General features: G+C 71.9%; 25 protein-coding genes. 5 read left to right on the top strand and 20 right to left on the bottom strand.

What is annotated here, in order from left to right:
- Positions 1-61: 61 nt before the first annotated feature.
- Positions 62-325, bottom strand: a complete 264-nt coding sequence (locus tag EXE51_RS02360; RefSeq protein ID WP_049931722.1) for a helix-turn-helix domain-containing protein — start codon at positions 323-325, stop codon at positions 62-64.
- 193 nt (positions 326-518) lie between these two features.
- On the opposite strand from EXE51_RS02360, the gene EXE51_RS02365 reads away from it, so the two are divergent.
- Entirely contained in the window at positions 519-1733 is a 1215-nt protein-coding gene (locus tag EXE51_RS02365; RefSeq protein ID WP_049931723.1) for a proteasome-activating nucleotidase, read from the top strand.
- 72 nt (positions 1734-1805) lie between these two features.
- Here EXE51_RS02365 and EXE51_RS18100 read toward each other — a convergent pair whose 3' ends face one another.
- From EXE51_RS18100 to EXE51_RS02420, 12 genes are all read right to left on the bottom strand, one after another.
- The gene (locus EXE51_RS18100) at positions 1806-1937 is read right to left on the bottom strand and encodes a hypothetical protein (protein ID WP_254921855.1); all 132 of its coding nucleotides are present in this window, start codon (positions 1935-1937) and stop codon (positions 1806-1808) included.
- An 89-nt stretch (positions 1938-2026) separates the two neighbouring features.
- A complete protein-coding gene (locus EXE51_RS02370; RefSeq protein ID WP_049931724.1) occupies positions 2027-3199 on the bottom strand; it encodes a bifunctional oligoribonuclease/PAP phosphatase NrnA in 1173 nt (390 codons plus the stop codon).
- A 123-nt stretch (positions 3200-3322) separates the two neighbouring features.
- Positions 3323-4225: an NAD-dependent epimerase/dehydratase family protein gene (locus tag EXE51_RS02375; protein ID WP_049931726.1), complete on the bottom strand. Its 903-nt coding sequence runs from the start codon at positions 4223-4225 to the stop codon at positions 3323-3325.
- On the bottom strand, positions 4222-4674 hold the full coding sequence (locus EXE51_RS02380; protein ID WP_137691967.1) for a DUF5791 family protein: 453 nt from the start codon (positions 4672-4674) through the stop codon (positions 4222-4224). Before EXE51_RS02380 ends, EXE51_RS02375 begins: the two co-directional genes overlap by 4 nt.
- An 83-nt stretch (positions 4675-4757) precedes the next feature.
- Positions 4758-7979, bottom strand: a complete 3222-nt coding sequence (locus tag EXE51_RS02385; RefSeq protein WP_137691968.1) for a hypothetical protein — start codon at positions 7977-7979, stop codon at positions 4758-4760.
- On the bottom strand, positions 7973-8581 hold the full coding sequence (locus EXE51_RS02390; RefSeq protein ID WP_049931731.1) for a hypothetical protein: 609 nt from the start codon (positions 8579-8581) through the stop codon (positions 7973-7975). Before EXE51_RS02390 ends, EXE51_RS02385 begins: the two co-directional genes overlap by 7 nt.
- Positions 8572-9036: a hypothetical protein gene (locus tag EXE51_RS02395; protein ID WP_137691969.1), complete on the bottom strand. Its 465-nt coding sequence runs from the start codon at positions 9034-9036 to the stop codon at positions 8572-8574. Before EXE51_RS02395 ends, EXE51_RS02390 begins: the two co-directional genes overlap by 10 nt.
- Before the next feature lie 6 nt (positions 9037-9042).
- A complete protein-coding gene (locus EXE51_RS02400; RefSeq protein WP_137691970.1) occupies positions 9043-9543 on the bottom strand; it encodes a hypothetical protein in 501 nt (166 codons plus the stop codon).
- An 85-nt stretch (positions 9544-9628) separates the two neighbouring features.
- The gene (locus EXE51_RS02405) at positions 9629-11452 is read right to left on the bottom strand and encodes a type II secretion system protein (RefSeq protein WP_137691971.1); all 1824 of its coding nucleotides are present in this window, start codon (positions 11450-11452) and stop codon (positions 9629-9631) included.
- Positions 11449-13467, bottom strand: coding sequence for an ATPase, T2SS/T4P/T4SS family (locus EXE51_RS02410; protein WP_137691972.1), 2019 nt, complete (start codon positions 13465-13467; stop codon positions 11449-11451). The genes EXE51_RS02405 and EXE51_RS02410 overlap by 4 nt, the downstream gene beginning before the upstream one ends.
- A 143-nt stretch (positions 13468-13610) precedes the next feature.
- A complete protein-coding gene (locus EXE51_RS02415; RefSeq protein ID WP_049931736.1) occupies positions 13611-14075 on the bottom strand; it encodes a hypothetical protein in 465 nt (154 codons plus the stop codon).
- 7 nt (positions 14076-14082) lie between these two features.
- On the bottom strand, positions 14083-14652 hold the full coding sequence (locus tag EXE51_RS02420) for a hypothetical protein (protein WP_137691973.1): 570 nt from the start codon (positions 14650-14652) through the stop codon (positions 14083-14085).
- A gap of 74 nt (positions 14653-14726) precedes the next feature.
- Here EXE51_RS02420 and EXE51_RS02425 point away from each other — a divergent pair, with 74 nt between their 5' ends.
- Together EXE51_RS02425 and EXE51_RS02430 are read left to right on the top strand one after the other, a co-directional pair.
- Positions 14727-15806 carry a tubulin/FtsZ family protein gene (locus tag EXE51_RS02425; protein ID WP_049931740.1) on the top strand — a complete coding sequence of 360 codons (1080 nt, stop codon included), beginning with the start codon at positions 14727-14729 and terminating at the stop codon, positions 15804-15806.
- Positions 15807-15896: 90 nt separating this feature from the next.
- Positions 15897-16601, top strand: coding sequence for a phosphoglycerol geranylgeranyltransferase (locus EXE51_RS02430; RefSeq protein WP_049931741.1), 705 nt, complete (start codon positions 15897-15899; stop codon positions 16599-16601).
- 25 nt (positions 16602-16626) lie between these two features.
- Here the strand turns inward: EXE51_RS02430 and EXE51_RS02435 are convergent, their stop codons facing one another.
- Positions 16627-17250 carry a riboflavin synthase gene (locus EXE51_RS02435; RefSeq protein WP_137691974.1) on the bottom strand — a complete coding sequence of 208 codons (624 nt, stop codon included), beginning with the start codon at positions 17248-17250 and terminating at the stop codon, positions 16627-16629.
- A 117-nt stretch (positions 17251-17367) separates the two neighbouring features.
- On the opposite strand from EXE51_RS02435, the gene EXE51_RS02440 reads away from it, so the two are divergent.
- A complete protein-coding gene (locus EXE51_RS02440) occupies positions 17368-17637 on the top strand; it encodes a hypothetical protein (protein WP_049931745.1) in 270 nt (89 codons plus the stop codon).
- A gap of 13 nt (positions 17638-17650) precedes the next feature.
- On the opposite strand, the gene EXE51_RS02445 is transcribed toward EXE51_RS02440, so the two are convergent.
- The 6 genes from EXE51_RS02445 to EXE51_RS02465 form a co-directional block, all read right to left on the bottom strand.
- Complete coding sequence (locus tag EXE51_RS02445) at positions 17651-18559, bottom strand: BGTF surface domain-containing protein (RefSeq protein WP_241990577.1); 909 nt, start codon at positions 18557-18559, stop codon at positions 17651-17653.
- A gap of 159 nt (positions 18560-18718) precedes the next feature.
- Positions 18719-20074: a Xaa-Pro peptidase family protein gene (locus EXE51_RS02450; RefSeq protein ID WP_137691976.1), complete on the bottom strand. Its 1356-nt coding sequence runs from the start codon at positions 20072-20074 to the stop codon at positions 18719-18721.
- Positions 20071-21915 (bottom strand): UvrD-helicase domain-containing protein, encoded by a 1845-nt coding sequence (locus tag EXE51_RS02455; protein WP_049931748.1) that lies wholly within the window; start codon positions 21913-21915, stop codon positions 20071-20073. The genes EXE51_RS02450 and EXE51_RS02455 overlap by 4 nt, the downstream gene beginning before the upstream one ends.
- A gap of 106 nt (positions 21916-22021) precedes the next feature.
- On the bottom strand, positions 22022-22180 hold the full coding sequence (locus EXE51_RS17655) for a hypothetical protein (protein WP_006111597.1): 159 nt from the start codon (positions 22178-22180) through the stop codon (positions 22022-22024).
- A gap of 78 nt (positions 22181-22258) precedes the next feature.
- Complete coding sequence (locus tag EXE51_RS02460) at positions 22259-22441, bottom strand: HVO_0416 family zinc finger protein (RefSeq protein WP_049931749.1); 183 nt, start codon at positions 22439-22441, stop codon at positions 22259-22261.
- Positions 22442-22592: 151 nt separating this feature from the next.
- Complete coding sequence (locus EXE51_RS02465) at positions 22593-23135, bottom strand: CDP-2,3-bis-(O-geranylgeranyl)-sn-glycerol synthase (protein WP_137691977.1); 543 nt, start codon at positions 23133-23135, stop codon at positions 22593-22595.
- Positions 23136-23267: 132 nt separating this feature from the next.
- Here EXE51_RS02465 and EXE51_RS02470 point away from each other — a divergent pair, with 132 nt between their 5' ends.
- On the top strand, positions 23268-24107 hold the full coding sequence (locus tag EXE51_RS02470; protein ID WP_049931754.1) for a proline dehydrogenase family protein: 840 nt from the start codon (positions 23268-23270) through the stop codon (positions 24105-24107).
- Positions 24108-24164 lie beyond the last annotated feature (57 nt).

A 24164-nucleotide genomic window follows, 5' to 3' on the forward strand; every position in this document is an offset into this window, starting at 1 on the left:
TAAATCGTCGCACGCGGGCGGTCCGGGCGTCAGCGTCGGCGGCGGATCGGGCGGTCCGCGCTCAGATACCCAGCGAGTACAGCCGCTTGCGGGCGTCAGTGAAGGAGAACCGCGAGTCGACGACGTCCTCCTCCTCGAGCCGCGACAGCGCGTACCGGACCGTCCGGGGCGGGAGCAGCGTCTCCTCGGCCAGTTCGCTCTGCGTCAGCGTGTCGTTGTAGTCTAACACCTTCGCGACCAGCTTGGCGCTCGGGGGCAGGTCGCGAACGGCCGCCCAGCGGTCCGCGGTCCCGTCGTCGGCGGTGACGGCGTCGGTCGTGCTCATTCGTATACCGATCCTTGGCATGCCGGATAATAATATTTACTATCCATTTTGATTACTACTGGGAATTATTTCCCGTCAAACCTGCGAATCAGCGTAGACCCGGACCGCCGTCGTTCGGTGGTTCGCCGGCGGTACGGCCGCCATCGTGCCCCCACCCGAAGCCTCTTATCCGCGAGACCCTTTAATAAACACAATGAGCGATACGGTCGACGACGTCGACATGCCTTACGAGGGCTCGGCGTCGAAACAAGAGAAGATCGACTCCTTACAGGAGCGGCTCGACGTCCTCGAGTCGCAAAACGAGGAGATGCGCGACAAGCTCCTCGACGCCAACGCGGAGAACAACAAGTACCAGCAGAAGCTCGAGCGGCTCACTCACGAGAACAAGAAGCTGAAGCAGTCCCCGCTGTTCGTGGCGACGGTCCAAGAGATAACGCCCGACGGCGCCGTGATCAAACAGCACGGGAACAACCAGGAGGCGCTCACCGAGATCACCGACGAGCTGCGCGAGCAGCTCGACCCCGACGACCGCGTCGCGGTCAACAACTCGCTTTCGGTGGTCAAGAAGCTGGAGAAGGAGACCGACGTCCGCGCCCGCGTGATGCAGGTCGAACACTCCCCGGATGTCACCTACGCCGACATCGGCGGGCTCGAAGACCAGATGACGGAGGTCCGCGAGACGGTCGAGATGCCCCTCGAACACCCCGACATGTTCGAGGACGTGGGCATCACGCCCCCGAGCGGCGTGCTGCTGTACGGCCCGCCGGGCACCGGAAAGACGATGCTCGCGAAGGCGGTCGCCAACGAGACGGACGCGACGTTCATCAAGATGGCCGGCTCCGAGCTGGTACACAAGTTCATCGGCGAGGGCGCGAAGCTGGTCCGGGACCTGTTCGAAGTCGCTCGCGAGAACCAGCCCGCCGTCCTCTTCATCGACGAAATCGACGCCATCGCCTCGAAGCGGACGGACTCGAAGACTTCGGGCGACGCTGAGGTCCAGCGCACGATGATGCAGCTACTCAGCGAGATGGACGGCTTCGACGAGCGCGGCGAGGTCCGCATCATCGCCGCCACCAACCGCTTCGACATGCTCGACCCCGCGATCCTCCGTCCCGGCCGCTTCGACCGGCTCATCGAGGTTCCCAAGCCGGAGACCGAGGGCCGCGAGATCATCTTCCAGATCCACACCCGCAACATGAACCTCGCCGACGGGGTCGACTTCGCGGAACTCGCCGAGCTGACACCGGACGCCTCCGGCGCCGACATCAAGGCGATCTGTACTGAGGCCGGGATGTTCGCTATCCGCGACGACCGCACGGAGGTCACGCTCGACGACTTCCTCGAGGCCCACGAGAAGCTCCGGCAGGACGAGGAGACGAACGCCGACGACTCGCTGGCGTTCGCCTGAGACCCGGACGACCACAGATCGAGACCCGCCGATCGCTGTTTTCACCTCTCGGTCGTTGACGAAAGCGCCCCGCTACAGCGCCGTGACGGCTAGGTACGGGACGACGAAGACCAGCAGGAACACCAGTCCGACCGCGATACCGTAGCCGGCGCCGACGCCGGCGAGCGCGAGCCACCCGTCGTCGAGCGCGTCAGCGATGTACATAGCGGAGGGATCGCCGCCCGGAACTTAAATCCGCACGCTCACGTCCGGCGTGGACGCCTCGCCCCGCCGGCCCGCCGCGTCGATCGCGGTCACACGTCCCCGGCCATCGCCCGGAACAGCCCGTCGGCGAGGGCGTCGCGGTCGACGGTCTTCGGCTCCTCCCCGGTGGGGTCGAGCTCCGGTTCGATTGTACCGCCGCCCATCCGGGAGTGCCCCCCACCGTTCCCGTTGTCGACGTCGTCCAGCACGGCCGCTATCGCGTTACCCATGTGGACCCGGTCGTCCCGCGAGCGTCCCGAGAGGTGGACGGTCTTGTCCCGCTCGCCGATCACCACGACCGCGCTGACTCCTTCCAGCTGGATGAGCTCGTCCGCGGCCTGCGGGATCGCGTCCACGTTGTTCACGCCGCCGACGTCCGCGACCGCGAACGACCCCTCGATGCGACGGCCAGCGATCGCCCGGGCCTTCACCTCCAGCACCTCCGCGTCGACCGCCGGGTTCGCGATCCGGTCGAGCCGGTCCTGATCGACGCCCGGATAGAGGTACGCGGCCGCCGCGAAGTCGGGCTCGCTGGCGCCGACGGTGAGGTGTTTCGTGTCGGCCAAGATACCGTACAACAGCCCGGTCGCCGTGTCCGTCGACAGCGTCAGGTCGCTCCCGGTCTCGCTCGCGTGTTTGTCCGGCGGGACGGGGACCGCGTCGTTGTCCTGAAAGTACTCGGCGACGACCGACGCGCTCGCGCCGTAGTCGGTCCGTACGTCGGTGAACGATCCACCGGCGCCGTCGCCGGGGTGGTGATCGACGACGGCCATCGGCAACACGCCGTCGGCGCCGGCAAACCCCCGCGGCTCGTTGTGGTCGACCAAGACGACCGATTCCGACGCGAGGTCGCTCACGTGTTCGATCGGCTCCAGTTCCAAGTCGAGGACCGTCCGGAACGCCCGGTTCTCCTGATGACGGATCTGACCGGGGTACTGGACGGTTGCGTCGACGTCCACCTGATCGGCGAGCGAGGCCACGCCGACCGCGGCCGACATCGCGTCGGGGTCCGGGTTCGGGTGCATCAACACCGTTATCTCGTCCTCGTCGGCCAGCAGCCGGCGGAACCTGACCCCAGGCGTCCGGCGGGCACGGAGCACGACGAGCCCCACGGCGACGACGATCAGGACGATGAGCGCCCCGGCGACGGCGATCTCCGGGTTCTCCCGGACCATTGCCTCCGCCTGCGAGAGTCGGTCGCCGACCGCGCTCATCGCTCGCATGCGTTGTGTCGAGTCACTCCCGACACATGAAGGTTCGTTACCGTTCTGACGGAGTGAAACCGACGGAACCGACCGCGGTCGGACGACGACGGGCCGAACCGGCCGCCGTCCGTCCGAGACGCGCTACTCGGTCCGCGTCCGGTACGCTCGCACCGCGTCGCGGTAGCCGGACCGGAACGTGGGATGAGCGAACTCGTAGCCGAGCTCGCGGAGCAGCGCGTTCGAACAGCGCTTGCTGGTTCGGATCCGGCGCTCCGCGGCCGCCGAGAGGTTCCCCGCCGCGATCCGCTCGTCCTTCGACAGCTTCTCCGGGCGCCGGACGCCGCAGGCGTCCGCGAGCCAGTCGGCGAACACGTGCTTGCCGACCGGCTCGTCGTCAACGACGAGGACGACGCGGTCGCGTGCGCGGTCCGTCTCCAGCAGATGTCGAATCGATCCCGCGGCGTCGTCGCGGTGGACCATGTTCAGGTAACCGGCCGTCACCGGGCCATCCACGTACCGATCCAGCCGGTAGCGTTCCGGCCCGTACAGCCCCGCGAACCGGACGACGGTCCCGTCGATCCCGGCGTCGGCCGCGCGCTCCGTCGCGATCCGCTCGGCCTCGGCGAGGACGCGGGTCTTCTCCGTGGTCGGGTCGACCGGCGTCTCCTCGTCGACCCACCCGCCGTCGTGGTCACCGTACACGCCCGTCGAGGAGGTGTACACGAGCCGGTCCGGCGGCGCGGCCCGCGAGCCGTACTCGTCGACGACGTTCGCCAAGCCGTCGACGTACACTTCCCGGGCCGCGTCGGCACCGCGGCCGCCGGAGCTGGCCGCGAAGACGACCGCGTCCGCGTCCGGTAGCGCCGAGAGCGACTCGGGATCGGTCGCGTCCGCCCGGACGGCCTCGACCCCGGAGCCGACCGCGTCGACCGCGTCGAGGCCGGCGTTTGACCGGCGGACACCGACGACCTCGTGGCTGCGGGCGTCGAGCTGTTCCGCCAGCGCCAGCCCGACGTAGCCGCAGCCGACGACGACGACTCTCATGGCTTCCGACGCTCGATGACCGCGAGTATCTCCGCGAGCTGGCCAAGAGTTAATCTGGTCCGCCCCTCCAGCGCCTGTTGGACCTCCTGCCCGGTGAGGTCGGCGTCGATCCGCGCGGCGATCGCGTCGACGTCGAGGACGGCGGTCGCCATCCCCATCAGGAGGTGATCGCGCACCTCCGCGACCATCGCGTCGGTGTCGCGCCCCGGCTCCGCCGCCGCGAGGACGGCCGCCGCGTCCGCGAGCGAGAGCGCCGCGACGTCCCCGTCGCGGACGGCGCTCGCGTCCGCTTCCGTCAGGCCGACCTCGCCGACGAGCCGGTCGCCGTCGACGCCCGACGCGGCCTCCGTGACCAGCGTCTCGAAGGCCGCGAGTAACTCCGCCGCCGCCGGTTCGTCCGCGTCGACGTCGGGCCCGCTTCCGCGGTCGTCAACGACCTCGTGGAACATACTCCCTCTGGGTCGCGCCGTCGCAAAACGCCTGCGGTCGGCCGCGTCCCGGCGCTTCGCCGCCCGCGTTCTCCCTCCCTCCCTCAATGCTCCGTACACTCGTCCCCCTCTCCGGGCGACGCGCTCAGCGATCCCGGACACGGCCAGCCGCCGGACGTCTCCTCGCGCGTCCCGTCGACGTCGCCGACGCCCGGCGGCCCGGCGGGGACCGCGACGACGACGACCGTCCGCGTCTCGAACGCGACCGGCTCCGTCGCGCCGAGCGCGACCGACTCGCCGTTCACATCGACGCTGACCTCGTCGGCTTCCCGGACGTACTCGAACGGGCGGTCGGGCGTCCCGACGTTCGCACGAAGCGCGAAGCGCGGGTACTCTCCGCGCACCTGAACGTTCCACGCGTTGACCGTCGCCACCCAGTACCCGGGGACCGGCGCGACGGGGAGTCCCGCGCCGACGCTCCGAACGGGCTTCGGCACCCGCTCGTCCGGCACCGACGCGACCGCCTTCCGGGCGCGGGACTCGATCTTCGACTCGACTCTGTCTCGACGAATCGTCCGGGACGCCGTCGTCGTCGCGTCGACGAAGCGAGCCGGGACGCGGACCGCGTCCCGTCCCGCCGCCTTCCGCGTCTCCACCCGGAGGTGCGCCGCGAGGCCGAGCCGTTCGGCCCTCGACAGCGACCCGACCCGGGCCGCCTCGCTCGCGACGCGGTTCGGGTACTCGCCGTCGCCGACCGCGACGGCCCTGTCGCCGAGCGAATCGTACTCGGACGCGACGCTCTCCACGACCGCGTTCCGCTGCTCGCGCGAGAGGTCGGTCCGTTTCGCGAGCCGGCCTTGTAACGCGTCGTCGACGCGTCCCAGCGAGGCGTCAACCCGTCCGGCGAGCGCGTTTCGGTCGGCCCGTAGGTCGTCGTCGTCGGCCGCCGCGAGGGCCTCGTCGGCCGCGAGGAGCGATCGCCCGGCGACGCCGAGACGGACCGTGTCGTCGGTGCCGAGAATCCGGTCGGCGATCCCGCCGGAGACGTCGCTGTACGGGAGCGTGGCGTAGTTCACGTTTCGAGCCGCGAGCGGCCTCGTGGTCGTGCCGTCGACGCCTTCCACGCGCTCGCCGTCGACCGCGGTCCGCGGGAGATACCCCGGCGACCCCTCCGGAGCGAACGTGACGGCGCCGGCGGGCCCCTCGTCGCCGACCGCGTAGGTCCCCGGGTCGCGTGCGGCCTCGCGGCTGGCGATCACCTCGCCCACGGGCGGTCCACCGAACGCGTCGTTCACGCGGTCGAGAACTCCGTTAGACGCCGCCTTCCTGTCGTCCGACGCCGATTCGAGCTCCCCGATCACGGCGTCGAGATACGCGACGCGGGCGGCGACGCGCCCCCGGTCGACCGCGCCGTCGTACCGCCTCGGGGCGTCGCGTAGCGCGTCGCGCCGATCGCGCACGGCCGCGGCGAGATCGCCGTACGGCGTCGACTCGCCGACCGCGGCGTCGGCCATCGACGCCTCGGTCTCCAGGTCGCGGACGCGCTCCGACAGCGTCGAGATGTCCGCCGCGATCCGGTCTAGGTCGGCGCCCGATCGGTCGCCGTACACGACCGTCGACCGCCTCTCGTCGCCCCGTTCGACGGCGTCGCGAGCCATCCGATCGACGTCGCCCGCCGTCTCGACGTTCAGCTCTGCCCTCGCGGCCGCCGGCGTGTCGGCGAGGTCGGGCCCGGCAACGTCCCGGTCGGCGGCGCCGAACGTCGCCGTCGGCCCGTCGGGGGCGTCGTCGCGCGGCGCGTACGTCCCGGTCACCGACACGCGGACGCGGTACCGGTCCGTCGCCTCGTCGCTCGTCACGGCGCGGTCGACGCTCACGTCCTGTACCGTTCCGTTCGGTCCCCGTTCGACGACCCGTCGCTCCCACGTCGCTGTCGCGGCGCGCTCGACGACGACCTCCCGAGTCGCGCCGCCGAACGACACCGACTCGCCGGCCGACACCGTCTCGCCGTCGGTTCCCGTTCGGAGGTCGCTCCCGTCGGCGACGCGGACGCGCTCCGTCCGCGACGTGTCGACCCGCCGCCAGGGCTCTCCGAGCTGCGACCGGGGACGACCCGGGCTCACGGGACCGCCCTCGACGACCCGCGTCGCCTCCGTCTCTAGGGTCGCCTCGACTCGGTGGCTCGCCCGCACGATCGATTCGAGGTCGTCGTGGACGCGGGTCGCGGCGCGGTCGGCCGCGTGCCCGACCTCGACCGACGCCGTCTCGCTCGTCGGATCCGTGGCCGAGTCGAACGCCGCGTCCTCGCTCGTCGCCGCGTTCCCGTCCGAGGCCGTCCGCTCTCTCTCGGTCTCCGCCGTCGGCGTCGGCGCTCCGAGGACGGCGTCCGTCCAGGAGGCTTCGTCGACGCCGGTCGGCGACAGCAGGTCGGTCACACCGGTCCGGGCGGTCGCTCGCGCGACGCCGCCGCGGGCGTCGGGATCGCTCGTTCCGAACACGTCCCGCTGGACGCGGACGATCCCGGCGTTCGTCGACAGCTCCACGTGGCGGTTCGCGACCACGTTCTCGACCGGTGCGCCGGCGTACTGCCCGTACCCCCGGGCCCACGCCATCGCGTAGAGGCTGGCCGTGACCTGTCGCCCGAGTCCGGGCCCCTCGACCGGACCGCGGTTGAGTCGGCGCTCGAACCGCTCGGTCCGCTCGTGAGCGGCCAACGTCGGCACCGCGACGGTGACCGTTCGGGACCGCGTCCGGTTCACGACGGTTCGCCCGTTCCGGGTTGCGGTCGTCGCGACGCCCTCGAACGTCACTCGCGTCGCGGTCCCGTTGGCGACCCGCTCGACGCGGACCCGCTCGCGCGCGGCGACGAGGTCGCTCGGCGACTCGACGGCCGGTAGCGACGCGGTCGCCGTCACGGTGCCGATGTCGCTCTCGACGGCACCCAGCGCCTTCGATCCGGCGACCGCGAGTCGGATCCGGAACGCGTCCTCGAAGGCCGATCCCTCCCGGACGGCCTTGGCCGCCGCTCCCGGTCCACTCGGTGGCCGCGTCACCGGCTCCGCCGCCGCCTCGTGGGCGGCCTCCCGGGCCGCGCTCCTGAGCGCGGCGGTGGCGTCGGCGTCGACCCGCTCGACGGCGCGTTCGACGCGGCGGTCCTCGCCGACGAGCCCCTGCTCGGCGAGTCCGGCGGCGTACGCCGAACTCGTCACGAGCAGTAGCACGCCGACCAGCGCGAACGGGACTCGCGCCCGCTCGTCGACCGCGAACGTCCGGCTCCGTCGGCCGGAACCCGCCCGACGGGAGTCGCTGCCCTTCACGCTCACCACCTCCGAACGACGATCCGGACCGTAGCACCCGCTCCGCGTCGGTCCGATTCCCCACTGCCGTCGACTCCTGCCGGAAGCGGCTGTCTGACGACCGCGACCCCGACGGTGGCGTCTCGCGGCGGTTCCGGTCCGACGGCGACCACCCGTCGGGTCTCGTCCGCGGTCGATCCGGACGAGTCGGCCGCCGGTTCGGTCGTTCGAAACGCGCCAGGCGCCCGGTATCGCTCCGGCACCCCACCCACTCTCTCCGCCGTCCGCGTCGGCCCGTCGAGGGCAACGTCGACGCGCGTCCGCGGACCGATCCCGGTGTGAACCGCGTCGATCGCGCGGCGGTCGAACGCCGTTTTCGTGCCCCCGTCACCGACTCGTTCGGCGACCAGCGCGAGCAACTCCGCGCGCGTCGCGTGGATTCGTCGGGTGTCGTTCGGCGCGCCCTCGTCGGGATACGCCACGGTCTCGGTCTCGGTGACGAGCCGGTCGGCGGCGTCGGTCGCGGTCGGGCCGTCGGGGCCGCCGGCGTCGCTCGCGCCGAGCGCGACGACGCTCGCGGAGACGCAAAGCAGCAGCACGGTCACGTCGAGGACGGTGCTGGTCACCGCCACACCACCGCCCGGAGCGTTCCGCGGACGTTACGGCCCGGCGCCACGCGGACCGTCACCCGTCGCTCGGCGACCGCGACCGCTTCCGGGGCCCGGACTCCCGGCGGTCCCGGCGCGTCCGGCCCCGACGCGGCCAACCACCGCTCGCCGTCCGCCTCCAGTTCGATCGCGATCGCGGTCCCCGGCGCTTCGACCCGCCGCATCCGGTCCGAGTCGAGGACGCCGCCGACGGTGACCCTCCCCTCGACCCGGTCCAGTGCCGACTTCGCGGCCGACCGACGGTCGTCCGGCGCCGCGTCCGCGAAGGCGCCGGCGTATAGCCCCAACGCGAGTCCGACGACCACCACCGCGACGAGCGCGGCGATCGGCTCGACGGCGGCACGGTCGGCGGTCGGGAACGCCGCGCTCGGTCCGTTCCGAGTCGCCGACGCGCCGGATTCCGTGGAGTCACGCGACACGCGAGATCACCCGACCAGCGTGATCCGGACGTCACCGTAGTGTACGCGCCGGACCGTTATCCGCCTCGGTGCGGTCGTCCACCTCGCGTCCGCCGCTCGCGCACGCTCGGCGGCCGCCGCGAACGACGCCGGATCGTCGAACGCTGCGTCCGGAGGGGCGCCGTCGAGGACGCGCCGAAGCCGGGCGTCCGTCGCCGCGCCCGGCGTCACCCCCGCTGTCGGTCGGATGACCGGGGTGATCCGCGGGGCATCGAGCGTCGCCCGCGCCGTCCCTCGCTCGTCTCTAAGCGAGACGGATCCCTCCGCGAGCCGGAGTCTGTCCGCCGCGATACCGTGTTCCGCCGTCGCCGGGTACGACCCGTCCGCGACCGAATCGACGGTGCGCGCGACGCCGTCCGCGTCCGGCGGCGGCGACGCCGGGAACGCGGCGGCCACGCCGACGGCCGCGACGCTCACGACGGCCAAGCCGAGCCACGCGTACGTGGCGTCGAGGTGCGTCTCGAACATGGCGCGGCTGGCCGCGCTTTCATACATAAACGATCGGCCCCGAGCGTCACGGTCGATCGAGGGCCGACTGCCCCACCGATCGGGCTCAGAACAGGAGTCCGGCGCCGGCGAACGCGACGAGGAACGTGGCCGTCGCCGTCGGCAGCGCGATCCCGACCCGATAGGCCACCAACGTCCGATCGAACCCGCGCTCCAGTCCGGTCGCCAGCCCGGTGAGGAGGGCGGCGAGCAACAGCACGTACGTCCCCACGATCCGTCCGAGCACCGGCACCGACAGGGCAGCCGTTCCGCCGGTCCTCGCGCCGTCGCTCGCCGCCCCGCTCCCGCCAGCGGCCACTCCGCTCTCCGCGCCCAGTCCGCCTCCGCCGAACGCGTCGGCGCCCGCTGCTGCTCCGGCTCCCAGGCTCCCGACATCGGCGGCGTCGATCCCGGTCGCGAGCGCGACGGTCGCTCCACCCACGAGCGGCGCGAACACCGCCGCGGTGTTCGAGAGCGTCCCCGTCACGGTCGCGAGCTGGCGGCGCGCGTCGCGTTCGAGTTCCCGTAGCGACTCCAGCTGGTCGGCGAGCTCCAACAGGACGTCGCCGGCGGGACGCCCCTCCCGCGCGGCGACAGAGAGCAGCGCGATCGCCCCGCGAACCCGGGACGACGGCACGTCCGCGGCCGGCCCGCCCTGTCCGAGAAACGCCTCGCGGACGCCGACGCGCAGCGTGTCGCTCCGCCGACCGGCGCGCTCGAACACCTCGCCGGTCGCGCCGTCGAGCCGCTCGCCGGCGTTCGCGACCGCGGTCTCGACCGCGACCCCCTCCGCCACGTCTCCGCCGATCACGGTCATCGCGTCCGGCAGCCCCCGCTCGACGCCTCGGACCTCGGACAGCACCGCGCGGCGGGGTCGCGCGAGGACGAACAGCGTGCTCCCGACTCCGACGCCGACCCCCGCGACCGGCCACGCCCACGGCGCGACGACTCGCGCGGCGACGGCGGCCGCGGCCGCACCGAGGGCGCAGCCGACGACCAACGCGTGGCCGCGTCGGTCCGGCACGTCGGGATGGTCTCCGCCGATCTGCGGCGGCGGAAACGCCACCGGGCGACGGGAGAGCAGCCACGCCGAGGCGGCCACCAGCCCGCCCGGAAGCGCGATCAGGTACAGGCCGGCGACGAGTCCGGAACCCACCGCGACGCCGGCGGCGGCGCCCGCGGGAAGGAGCGCGATGAGTGCCAGCGGGAGCAGCACGCCGAACGCGTACAGCGCCGAGACCGGCCCGCGGACGGAGCCGACGAACGACGCGAGCCGATCGGTCGTCCCCGAAAGCGTCGCGTCGAGGGCGCGGTCGAGGCACCGCCCGCGGCGCTCCGGCGGCGCGGTCGCTGCGGTCCGGACCAGCGCGGCGGCGCGGTCTATCGCCGGGAACCACGGAGTCCACTCGCGAGCGAACGCTCGAAGGCCGCTCGTCGGCCCGTCCGCACAGCCCCGTTCGTGGCGGGAGAGAGCCGCGGCCAACGGTCCCTCTCCCGTCCGGCCGGCGAACCGCACCGCACGCTCCGTCGAGGGATCGAGCCGCATCCGCAACACGAGCCGCCCGACGAGCCCCGGCGCCGCGCCCAGCGCCCGCGTCCGCCGGAGCGACGCGAGCCACACCGGCGCCCGGTGGACCGCGTGTACGCCGCCGACGGCGGCGGCCAGTCCGGCCGGCGCGGCGACGACCGCGCCGGCAGCGAGCGCCGCGGCCGCGGCGACAACCGCCCCGACGACGACGCCGGCCCGGTACCCGATCGCCACGACGCGCTCCGCGGAAACGCCCCAGCCGAGAAACGCGACGGCCCGCCGCAGTTCTTTCGAGGCGGTCGCGTCGTCTTCTCCGTCGACACGAGCCGATCGCTCGGTCGGTTTCGACCGGTCCTCGTTCATGCGCCGCCTCCGTGCTTCACTCCTCCCTCGCGTGGTCGATCGGCCGGGGCTCCCACGTCTCCGCTCGGATCGCCGGATACGTCTCCCCTGACGTACCGCGCCGGCGAAACGCGTCCCGCCCGAACCGCCTCGCGGATCCGGTCGCTCCGCCGATCGATAACCTCCCGAACCGCCGCGTACGATTCGTTCGTCCCCCCGAGCGCCTCGACGAGTCGACTCTCACCGCGGTCGATCCGACCCGTGCCGACGAGTCCCCGTTCGGTCCGCTCGAACAGCGGATCGAAGCTCACGCCGCCGTCGCGGTCGCCGACCTCGACGATCGACTCCACGCGGTGGTCGTCGAGCACGGCGATCAGATCGGTCGCGGCGAACGACGAGCGGGGGACGCCGAGGTCGGTGACGACGCGTTCCTCCACCCCGGCCGAGTCTTCGCCGTGAATCGTCCCCAGCACCGTCTCGCCGGCGGCACCGACACGCATCGCCTCGTACAGCGCCTGCGCCTCCTCGCCGCGCACCTCGCCGACGCTTATCGCGCCGCCGCCCATCCGGAGCGCCGTCCGAACGGCGTCCGCCGGGGCGAGTTCGGCCCCGTCACCGACGCAGAGTCGCTGCGCGTCTCGCCCGGCGTCCGCGAGGGCGTCTACCGGGAGTTCCGGCGTGTCCTCGATTGCGATCGCCCTCGTTTCCGCGGGCAATTCCCACAGCAGTGAGCCGAGCGCGGTCGTCTTCCCGGCTGCCCGGCCGCCCGCGATAAGCCCCGCTACCCCGCGTTCGACGGCCACCGACAACAGCCCGGCCGCCGCGGGCGTGAGGGTGTCGACGGACACCAGTCGCGCGAGCGTCCACGCCTCCGGATCCCCGCGTCGGAACGTGAACGAGAGCCCGTCGCTGGCTGGGGCCGTGACCGCGGCGACCCTGACCCGACCGGTTTCGGACTCGATCGTCGCGTCGAGCGTCGGCGTGGCCCGCGAGAACGCCCGACCGCTCGACCGGCGGAGCCGCGACGCGAGCGTGGCGGCCCCTTCCGGGGGGAGCCGCACGTTCGTCCGGCACCGCTCCCCGTCGAGCACGACGCGGAGCGGGTTCTCCGCGACCGGTGCCGTCACCGTCGCGTCGCTCACTCTCTCGTCGGCGAAGACGTGTTCGAACACGCCGTAGCCGTGCGTGTGTCGGCGCAGGATCTCCGTCAGATCGGCGACCGGGTCGCCGTCTTCCGCCGCCGCCCGCACCGCTCGTCCGGGGGCCCTGTCGCCGCCGCGGGGGTCGTCGAGCAGCCGGTCTCGCGCCGCGGCCAGCGTCGCTACGGCGTCGGCGTCCAGATCGACCGTCGGCGGCGTGAGGTGGTACGTCCTGAGGGAGTCGTCGCCGTCGTAGAGCCGGACCGTTGCCCCGGTCGGCACCGTCCAGCGATCGACCAGCGTCGCACCCGGCGGCGGCGAGGCCGCGACTCGTGCGGTCGCGGCCGTCGGACCGACGTGGGCCCGCAGGCGATCGCTCAGAACGCCGTCGCTCTCGGGCCAGTTCTCGCCGCCGCCGAGATCCTCCGCGGCCGACAGCAGCCCCGTTTCGGCCGCGATGCGCTTCGTAGGGCCCGCCCGCCCGGCGGCCTCTACCGCGGCGCCGAGCGGGTCGCGGAGGACTCGTTCGGCGAGCCGCTCCTCACGGAACCCGACCCGCTCGCGGAACCGTCCGGCGGCGGTCAGGAGGTCGGCCGCGCGGTCGGCGTACGACCGCTCGCGGCCGCGGTGTCGTGTCCTGATCACGTCGGCGTCGCGGTCGCCGAGCGCCTCCACGACGGTCGCGAGACAGTCGGCGCTCGCGGCGAGGTCGCCGCGTCCGGGACACGCGCCGGCGTCGACGTCGAGTATAACCCTGTCCTCGACGCCAGTTCCCACGGGCTCGCGAAACGCCGGCTCGCACCGACACTCGTCGCGGTCCTCGTCGACCCACGGGAGCGCTCGGAGCGGCGTCTCGCCGGCCCCGTCGGCGAGTTGATCGGTGATACCGAGGTTCATGACGGGCGTGCCCGCGGTTTGATATATAAGTCGTCGGCCGTCCCGCCGTTCCGTTCCGCCGCGTCTCGAAACGATCCGCGTCGTCCCGGTCTGCCCTGTCGTAATCTATTCTGTCCCGCGCCGTCGCGTCCCTCCGCCCCGGTCTACCCCGCTCGGTTGATCCGGACCGTCGGCCCCTCGTCGTCGACGTACCGGAGCCGAATGCGGTTCGTCCCGCCCGGGCGAAGTTCGATCGGTCCGCCGCCGAGATCGACAGTCACCTCCACCGGTCCCGTTCCGACGCGGACCGTGCGCTTCGGCCGGTCCTCGACGCGGTACGCGAGCACGACGCCGCCCGGCCTGTCCGGCGGCTCGACGAGCGCGACGCGGTCGACCTCCGCCGCGGCGAACCCAGTCGGGACCCGGAAACGCACCGTCGCCTGCGCCGCCAGGGCGGGGTCGTCTACGGGCGACGATCCGGCGACTACGCTGCCGATCGCCCGCTCCAGACGGTCCGCCTCGGCGCCGATCCGGTCCGCCGTCGTCGCGGTCCGGGCCGTCTCGACCGCGGGCATCGACGCCGTCAGCAGCGCGACTGCCACGAGGACGGTGAGGGCCACGCGGATCACGGCTCGCTCACAGCGACTCCCGGAGGCGGTCGAGCGCGGTCGTCACCCACGCCCCGCCGTCGCCGTCCCCGGCGGCCTCGTCGGTTCCGCTGCCGCCGGTACGCGGTCCGGACCGCGAGCGATCGTCCGGCAGGGCGGCGTCGAGGGCGCCCTCCGACGGAACGGTGTCGTCGGCCCGCTGCCCGTCGCTCGCGCTGCTCTCGCGGCCGACACTGCCGCCGCTCCGCTCGTTCTCCCGCCCGGCCTCGGTCGCTCTCGCGAGCGCGAGGTCGGCCCGGCGCTCGACCTCGCGGTTGACGGCCCGGATCGCTCCGGCGTAGCCGCGGACCGCCTGCGTCGCCGCCTCCAACTCCGCGACGCGCTCCTCGAGGTCGTCGAGCCGCGACTCGAGTCGCTCGCGCTCGGCCGTCGCCTCTGCGTCCGCGGCGGCGTCGACCGGCCGCGCCTCGCTCCCGGTCACCGCGCGCTCGACGGCGCGGAGCCGAGACTCGATCCGGTCGTCCGGTCCGTCCGCTCCCGTCGGCGTCGCGTCCGTTTCCGCGTCCGTCGGCTCCGCGCCCCGCGCGTGATCGGTCATGCGGCCTGTTGCCCACGGTCTCACTCTTAAACGTCGGGGAAAGGATATTATCGGGGGAACCGGTACGTCTGGGCATGAAAGCAGTCCTCCTCGGCGTCGGACAGGCGGGCGGCAAGCTCACGACCGCCCTCGCGGAGTTCGACGCCGACGCCGGCTACGGCGCGGTCCTCGACGCGATCGCTGTCAACACCGCCGCGGCCGACCTCGACCCCCTCCCGCTCGAAACGGTCCTCGTCGGGCAGTCGCGCGTCAACGGTCACGGCGTCGGCGGCGACAACGAACTCGGCGCCGAAGTGATGGACGAAGACGCGGTCGAGGTGTTGGACGCGCTCGCCCCGAAGGTCACCGCGGAGGCCGAGGCGGTCTTCGTCGTGGCCGGCCTCGGCGGCGGGACGGGCTCCGGCGGCGCGCCGGTTCTCGTCCGCGAGCTGAACCGGGTGTACGACGTGCCGGTGTACGCCATCGGCGTCCTCCCCGGTCGCGACGAGGGGACGATGTATCAGGTGAACGCCGGCCGGTCGCTCAAGACGCTGGTCCGCGAGTCAGACGCGACGATCCTGCTCGACAACGACGCGTGGCGCTCGGCGGGCGAGTCCGTCGAGGGCGGCTACGAGGCGATCAACGCCTCGATGGCGAAGCGGATCGGGCTCGTCCTCGCCGCCGGCGAGGCGGTCGAGGGCGTCGCCGAGTCCGTCGTCGACACGAGCGAGGTGATCAACACGCTCCGGGCGGGCGGGATGGCCGCGGTCGGGTTCGCGTCGGCGCCCGCCGCCGAGGACCCGCAAGAGAACGTCAACACCGTGACGAGCGCGGTCCGGAGTTCGGTGATGACCGGGCTGTCGCTGCCGAGCGCCACCGACGCCGACGCCGCCCTCGTCGCGGTCGCCGGCGACCCGGACCGGATCTCCCGGAAGGGCGCGGAGAAGGCGCGGAAGTGGCTTCAGGAGGAGACGGGGTCGATGCAGGTCCGCGGCGGCGACTTCCCGCTCGACTCCGACCGGATCGCCGCCTTGGTCCTCCTCGCGGGGGTCGAGCGCTCGCAGCGCGTCGAGGCGTTCTTGGAGCGCGCTCGGCAGGCGGTCCGCGACGAGCGCGAGGAGAAGCCCGACCCGGCGGCCGCGTTCGAGAACGACGAGATCGACGACCTGCTGTGAGGCCCCCGCCCTCCCGCGCGGCGCGGCTCGGGGCTCCGGGGCGGGATAGCTTCCGCACCTTTTTGTTCTCGCCCGGTGGAGTCTCGGCCGATGACTAACCCGTGGGACGACTGGGACCACGTGCTGAAGGTCGACCCCGACAAGGACCTCCGGGCGGGCGAGACCTTCGAGGACGTCTGCCGGACCGGGACGGACGCGATCGAGATCGGTGGGACCCTCGACGTCACCGCGGAGAAGATGACCCGCGTGGTCGACGCCGCCGCGGAGTACGACGTGCCGCTGTACCAGGAGCCGTCGAATCCGGGAGTCGTGATCGACTCGCCGGCGCTCGACGGCTACCTGATCCCGACCGTCTTCAACGCCGGCGGCCCCTTCTGGATAACCGGCGCCCACAAGGAGTGGGTCCGGATCGACGACCTCGACTGGACCCGGACCCACACCGAGGCGTACATCGTGTTGAACCCGGAGGCGTCGGTCGCCCAGCTGACGGAGGCCGACTGCGACCTCAGTGCCGACGACGTGGCGGCCTACGCGAAGGTCGCGGAGCGCATGTTCGGCCAGGAGATCGTCTACGTCGAGTACTCGGGCACGTTCGGCGACACGGAGAAGGTCGCGGCCGCTCACGACGCCTTAGACGACGCCACGCTCTTTTACGGCGGCGGCATCCACGACTACGAGTCGGCCAACGAGATGGCCGCTCACAGCGACGTGATCGTCGTCGGCGACCTGCTCCACGACGAGGGCGTCGACGCCGTCCGCGAGACGGTGAAGGGCGCGAAGGACGCAGGGGACTGAGGGGGACGGGTCGGTCCGTCGCCAGTTAGTCGGCCGCGTACCCGTCCAGCATGTTCTCGACGTACTTCGCGATCACGTCCACCTCCAGGTGCACCGGGTCGCCGACCGACTTCTCCGAGAGCGTCGTCAGGTCGTAGGTCGTCGGGATGACCGCCACGTCGAACTCGCCCGCGCGCTTCTCGGCGACCGTCAGCGAGATGCCGTCGAGCGTCACGGACCCCTTGTCGACGAGGTAGTCGCCGTGTCCCTCCGGAGTCGCGAACGTGAACCGCCAGTCTTCTCCGACGCGCTCGATTCCCGTCACCTCGGCGATGGTGTCGACGTGTCCCTGGACCACGTGGCCGTCGAACCGCCCGTCGGCGGGCATCGCGCGCTCGACGTTGACGGCGTCCCCCGCCTCGATCCCGCCGAGGTACGTCTTCGCGACCGTCTCGCTCGCGAGGAACACCGAGAACCAGTCGCCGCCGTCGGTCGTGCCGCCGTCGTCGCTCCCGTGCTCCTCGACGGTCAGACAGACGCCGCTCACGCTTATCGACTGGCCGTGGTGGAGGTCGTCGAATCCGTCGACGCCGATCCGAAGCCGGAGGCCGTCGTCGGTCTCGGTCCGCTCGCGGACCGTACCGGTGCCCTCGACGATGCCGGTGAACATACCGGAACTGGGGGCGGGCGACGGATATCGGTTCTGGGTCCGGCCGGGATCTGGGAGTTCGACCGCCCGTCGTCGCGGCCGGGCCCCTTTTGCCCCCCGGGGATCAACGGAGGGTCGATGCGACTCGGAGTGCTGGACATGATCGGGCTGGCGGCGTCGCTCGTCTTCGCGCTCCCGCTCGCGAACTACGCCGTCGTCCGCCTGTTCGCCGGCGAGGTCGCGCTCGGCGCCGGCCTGCTCGTCGTCGCCGCCGCGATGGTCGTCCTCCCGCAGTACTTCCTCGACCCCGCCACCATACTCCGACGGCTGCTCTCGGGACTGTTACCGCGACAGCTTCGTGGAGACGACGACGCCGCCGGCTCCGAGGGCGATTCGGTCGAAAAGTGACTCGGCCCGGCTCTCACTCCCGCCGCCGGGCAACGATCGCGACGACGAGTACAGCGAGCCCGCCGGCGACGACCCCGAACCCGGGCGCTTCGAGGCCGAGGACGCCGTCGCGTTCCTCGACGCCGATCTCCTCGTCGACGACGAGCACCTCGCGCGCGCCCGACTCGTTGACCGCCTCGTTCCCGCGGACGGTCAGCGTCGCGCGGTCTCCGTGGGTCGTCCGACGCAGATCGAAGGCCGCGCTAGCCGTCCCGTTCTCGACCGTCGCCGCTTCGGTCATGAGGAAGCTCGGGCTCGCGTCGCCGTCAGAGCGGATCCGGAGGGTCACGGTCTCGCCGTCCTCGGCGGTCACCGGAACGCTCAGCTCGGTCTCCGCCGGGGCGACGACGAGATCGGCCGCCTCGATGTCCGCCTCGGTGACCGTGACGGCCTCGGCCGACTCGCCGTCGGTCGCGCCGTCCCCGCCGCTTCCGTCGCCCCCGCTTTCGTCGCCCGTTCGGTCTTCGACGACGAGCGTGGCGACGTCCGCGGGGTCGCCGCCGACGAACAGTTCCGCGTCGTAGCTTCCGGGAGCGATCGCCTCGCTCAGGGTCGTCTCGTAGTCGATCTCCACCGCGCCGCCGTCGGCGGCGGTCAGCGGGGCGCCGCTCCCGCCGGTTTCGGCGTGGGTGAAGACGAGCGTCGTGACGCCGTCGCCGTCCGGCGTCACCGTGGCGCGGAGTTCGTATCCGACCTCCTCCTCGTTGCCGACGACGACCTCGAACGCGTCGACGCCGTCGGTCTCGACGGTGAACTCGGCGCTCCCGTCCTCGCTTACGGTGACGACGCCCGCGCCGAGTTCGGCGGTTCCGTCGGCGGCCGCGACGCCGCTCCCGGCGACGACGACCCCGACGAGCGCCGTCGCGGCCACGAGAACCGCCACCGCCGTCGAACATCTACGCCTCGCGATACGCCAGACCGATTCGGACCCGGCGGTGGCGCCGGATCCGACGGAGGGCTCGGATCGCATGCGTATCGGGCTTCGGCGGGAGTCTCAAAAGGCGCGCCGATAGCGCAAAGACCGGTCGTAGCTACCCGCCGCTCACTCTCGCTCGCGCGGCGCGATGCCGAACGGATGCTCCGCCAGTATCTCGTATCCGTCTTCAGTGACGAGGACTAGGTCTTCCAGCCTGACGCCGCCGATATCCGGATCGTAGACGCCGGGCTCGACGGTGACGACGTGTCCCGGACGCAGTTCGCCCGCGCCCGACAGCGACGGCCTCTCGTGGAGGCTCACGCCCACGCCGTGGCCGGTGCCGTGGGTGAAGCCGGCCTCGCCCTCCCCGGCGTTCGGGTCGAAGCCGTAGGCGGCGAGCTCCGCCGCCGCCTCGCCGTGAACGGTCTTCGCCGGGACGCCCGGCTCGACCTCGTCGAGCGCGGCCTCGCGCGCGGCCTCGACCGCGACGTACGCCCGCCGCGCCCAGCCGCCGTCCCCGTCGACGACGAACGTCCGGGTCGCGTCGCCGTAGTACCCGTCGGGACCGCGGGGCGAGACGTCGAGCAGTACGGTCTCGCCCGGCCGGACCGGGTCGTCGCCGACGTAGTGGAGGTCGGCCGCCGAGGGACCGGCGCCGATCACGGTGTTGCCCGCGTCGCGGACGCCGCGCGCGGCGAGGGCCGCGTTCACCTCGCGGCGGAGTCGCTCCGTCGTCAGCGGATCCCCGTCCCACCGGAGCGGGGGTCGGCGGTCGTCGTCGGCCCGCCCGGCCGCCGTCTCCTCGCTCCCTTCGTCGACGGCCTCGCAGTCGGCGAGGACGGCCTCGGCGCGGGCGATCCCGGCCACCGTTGCGCGCTGGACGCGCCGGATGCGGTCCCGCTCCGCCGGCGTCTTTCGCGCCCTGGCGGTCGCGACCGCCTCCGTCGACGCCGGCTCGAACCCCGCCCGTTCGAGGTACACCGCGGCGTCGTGCGGAATCGACGCGGGCGTCAGGACTCCTTCCCCGTCGCCGCTCGCTCCCCCCGCGAGATCCGCGGCGGCCGCGGCCGCGCGCTCGCCGGCGCGGTCGCCGACGCGCTCCGTCCGGACCTCGCGGGCGACCCCGTCGTGGAAGCCGACCTCGTCGTCGGTCGGCCCACCGCTCCCAGATTCGTGGGACGCCCGCGCGCTCGCGACGAACTCGCGTTCGGCCTGCTCGCCGAACAGGGCGGGCGCACAGAGGACGGCGCGGCCGACGGTGTCGGCGGTCGCTTCGCCCGTCGGGACGACGACCAGCGCGGAGGGCCTGTCCGGGCCGGCGAAGCGGGAGAGGTAGCGCAGGTCGCCGTCGAAGCGGTCGCCGACGGCGACGAACGCGGCCGCGTCGGCGTCGCGGACCGCCTCGACGATCGGTCGGAGGTCGGTCCGGAGCGGGCGGGGATTTTTTTCGCGGTCGGTGGCGGTCGCGTCGTCCTCGCTCACGGCTCGGGCTCTGGCACCGCCAGCTCCGCCTGGACCTCCTCGACGAGTTCCTGGGCCGGCTCCTCCCGGAGCTCGTTGAACAACAGGACGCTGATCGGCAGCGTCGGCGCACCGCTGATGAGGCTCTCCATGATCACGAGCCGCTCGCGGGCGCGGGACATCCCGACGTAGAAGACGCGGCGCTCGTTGTCGGTGAGGACGGGCACGGGACTCGTCGACTTCGTGAACTCCTCGACGCCGTCGACGTCGGTCGGGTCGTCGATGGAGGCCGCCATCTGCTCGACGACCTTCTCCGTGAGGTCGGTAGCGACGAACACGTGGTCGGCCTCGCGGCCCTTCGCCGAGTGGATCGTGCCGACGCGGACGCGGGTCGGGTCAGTGCCCTGGTACTCGCCCTCGAAGTACGCGCCCATCGACTTGCGCTGGAAGCTCGTTACCTTCCGGACCATGTCGTCGGCGCTGGCGGTGTCGGGCATGAACGGGATGTACTCGTCGAGCGTGTCGGCCGCGATGTCGATGTCGGCGACATCGTCGGAGTCGGCCGCCTCCTCGCGGTCGTCGAGGAAGTCGTAGAACTCCTCGCGGTCGTGGGTCCCGAACGCCGACTCCTGGAGCATGTCCGCCAGCCGCCGCGCCTCCAGCCCGGTGACCGGGTCGCCGGCCTCGGCCTTCTCGATCGCGCTGACGTAGTCCTGGACGCGGTCGGTCCACATCCGCCCGTCGGTGAGCATCGTGAACGGGATGCCGTGGTCGATGAACTCGTCGATGAAGTCGAACATCTGGTACCGGGCGCGGAACAGGCACATCACGTCGCCCTCGTCGTCCTCGACGGTGTACCGGACGTTCCGGACGAGCTCGATCATCGACGGCGACTCGATCGCCTCGACGGAACCGCCCTCCGTGCGCGGGTGGAGGTCCTTCTCCTGCCGCTTGTCGATGTGGCGGATCTCGGCGTTGACGACGTTGAGGATCTCCGAGGGGAGCCGGTAGGAGTTCGGGAGGACCACGTCCTCGTCGACGTCGGTGTCGAGGAGGAGGTCGGGGTCGGCCCCCTGCCACGCGTAGACGACCTGGTCGTCGTCGCCGGCGATGAGCACCTTCTCCATGTGCGGGCGCCACTCCTCGAAGACGTTGTACTGGAGCGTCGTGATGTCTTGGAACTCGTCGATGATCAGGTAGTCGACGCTGGGGACGAGCGAGCGCTGCGCGACCCGTTCGAGCATGTCCGCGAAGCCGACGAGGTCGTTTTCCCCCTTGTACGTCCGCCACGCCCGGATCGTCTCGGGGATGTCGATCCGGTCGTCGTCGGAGGGCCACGTCGGCGTGTACTTGTTCCCCTGCTGGGCGTTGGGGTCCTCCTCGGGCGGGAGCCGGACCTCCTCGACATTCCACTGGAAGGGCACGTCGTACCAGTCGGCCACGTCGCGCTCGGTGCGCTGGAGCCACTGCGAGGTGGCGATGATCTTGTTGCCGATGGTCGTCGACCGCGCGGTCCGGCGACCGGCGCCGCCGTGCTGGTCCTCGAACTCGATGCCGTACTCCTCGCAGAACGCCTCCTTGTCGTCCTCGCCCACCACGTCGCCTCGCGAGAGGTCGAGCAGCTCGTACGCCTTCGCGTGCATCGTGCTCACGTTCCCTTGGAGGCTGCGCGGGGAGATGTCGAGCCGCTCGGCGAGCCGTTCGCGGATCTCGGCGGCGGCCGCGCGCGTGTACGAGACGACGAGCACGTCGCGCACGTCGGCGCCCTCCTCGTCGAGGATCTCCTCGACGCGGTCGAGGAGCGCGGTCGTCTTCCCGCTCCCGGGCCCCCCGAACAGCCGCGTCACCGTGGTATCAGTCATTATTACCTCCAGATTCCGGTTCTCCTTAAACGCCGTGGCTCGGTTGCCCTCGATGCGCGCGCCGGACCGCGGCGGCAGAGCGTCGCGTCATCGTCCGGTCGGTCCGTCAGCCGCTCCGCGTCGCGCGCGCTTCCCGCACGTCGGCGCCGTCGCGGACCAGGTCCTCGCAGGCCGGACAGACGCGGGGCCGATCGACCTCGTTCGGGGTGAACACCCGAACGTAATCTGTCGTGACGAAGGAACCGCAGTTCTGACAGGTCGGCATGATAGTCACTATCGAGTAATTCCACATAATACTACCGGGGGGTATGACGGAAAGAAAATTCGCGGAACGCGGCGCGCGTCAGTTCGGCCGCCAGTCGCAGACCGAACACGTCGCGGTTCCTTCCTCGTGGAGCGCACCGCACTCGGGACACTGGAGCTTGTTATAGGATCGCTCCCAGCCTACGATCTCCGTCTCGTGGCCGCGGTCGGAGAGGAACTCGTCGAACACGTCGTCGTCCGAGCTGGGTGCACTACTAGACATGCGTGTCATCGTATGCCACACCAATATATATGTCTTTCTGCCGTTCTCGTCGCTGCGAATTACGCGGACAATCGATCAACAAGAGATACAAAAAGAGTCGAAACCAAACATCAGGGCAGACCGAACGCCGCGGGCGGAAGCGTAGCGTCGCTCACCACGGCTCGTTTTTGACTCCGAGCGCGTACGCGCCGACGTTCGTGACGACGTGGAGGACCGGAGTCATCACGAGGACGACGGCGAGGACGCCCGGTGTGAACGCAGCGAGCGCCCAGTCGGTGTCGACGAGGAAGACGAGCCCCAGCGCGCCGACGACGAAGTCCAGCTGGTCCAGACCGGGGAACGCGGCGCCGCGCTCGCGGCCCGAGCGACGCTTGAGGAACGAGGCGCCGATGTCGCCGCACATCGCGCCGAAGGCGAGCGCGAACGCCGCCGGGAGCGGGAACGTCGGCAGGTCGCTCCCGAGCGCCGCGCTCGCTGGGGCGGCGAGCGCGTTGAGCGCGAGCGCGAGCAGGACGCCGACGAGAGTGCCGACCGCGGTGCCGCGCCATGTCTTCCCGTCGCCGAGCAGCCGCGCCCCGCGCCACTCGCGGCCGCCGTCGATGGGGCGTCCGCCGCCGGCCAACACCGCGGCGTTGTTCGGGACGTACGCCGGGAGCATCGCCCAGAACGCGGTCGCGACGAGCGTACCGATCATGTCCCCACGGGCGGCGCGCGGCGTGTTATAAACCCCGGATCCGTCGCCGCCGGTCGCCGCACCGCACACGCGATTGCGGTCGTCGCCGCCGACTCGACAAAGGTAAAGTTCGCGCCGGCCGGAACGCTCAGTATGATCCCCCCAGTCGCTAGCCGGTTCGTCGCCGGCGAGAGCGTCCCGGCGGCCCTCGACCACGTCCGCGCCGCGAACGAGGACGGCGTCGCGGTCATTCTGAACCTGCTCGGCGAACACTACGACGACCCCGCGGACGCCCGCGCGGACACCGACGCCTACCTCGGGCTGCTCGACGATATCGCCGACAGCGGCCTCGACGCCTGCGTCTCGGTGAAGCCCTCGCAGATCGGGATGGACGTCTCGACCGACCTGTTTGAGGAGCACTACCGAGAGATCGTCGCTCGTGCCCACGAGGTCGACGCGTTCGTCTGGTGCGACATGGAGGACGCAGACACCACCGACGCCACCCTCGACGCCTTCGAGTCGATCGCCGCCGACTACCCGTGGAGCGTCGGGCAGTGCGTCCAGTCGAACCTCAGGCGCACCGCGGACGACCTCGACCGCCTGATCGACGTTCCGGGGAAGCTCCGGCTCGTGAAGGGGGCCTACGACGAGCCGTCCTCGATCGCGTACACCGACAAGGCCCGCGTCGACGAGGCGTACCGCGACGACCTGACGACGCTGTTCGAGCGGCGCGACCGGGGGATCGCGGTCGGCAGTCACGACCCCGAGATGATCTCGCTCGCCGACCGGCTCGCCCGCGACCGCGGCGCCGACTACGAGGTCCAGATGCTCATGGGGGTCCGCGAGGACGCCCAGCGCGACCTCGCCGCGCAGGGGGTCGACGTCCACCGGTACGCGCCCTACGGCGACAAGTGGCTCTCGTACTTCTACCGCCGCGTCCGCGAGCGCAAGGAGAACCTGACGTTCGCGGCGCGGGCGGTGCTGGGGCAGTAGTCGACGCGACGCCTCGCGACCTCGCCCGCGCCGCCGGCGCGTGGAAGCCCTCTTAAG

The organism is Halorubrum sp. CGM5_25_10-8B, from assembly GCF_005435095.1.
GTDB classification, from domain to species: Archaea; Halobacteriota; Halobacteria; order Halobacteriales; family Haloferacaceae; genus Halorubrum; species Halorubrum ezzemoulense.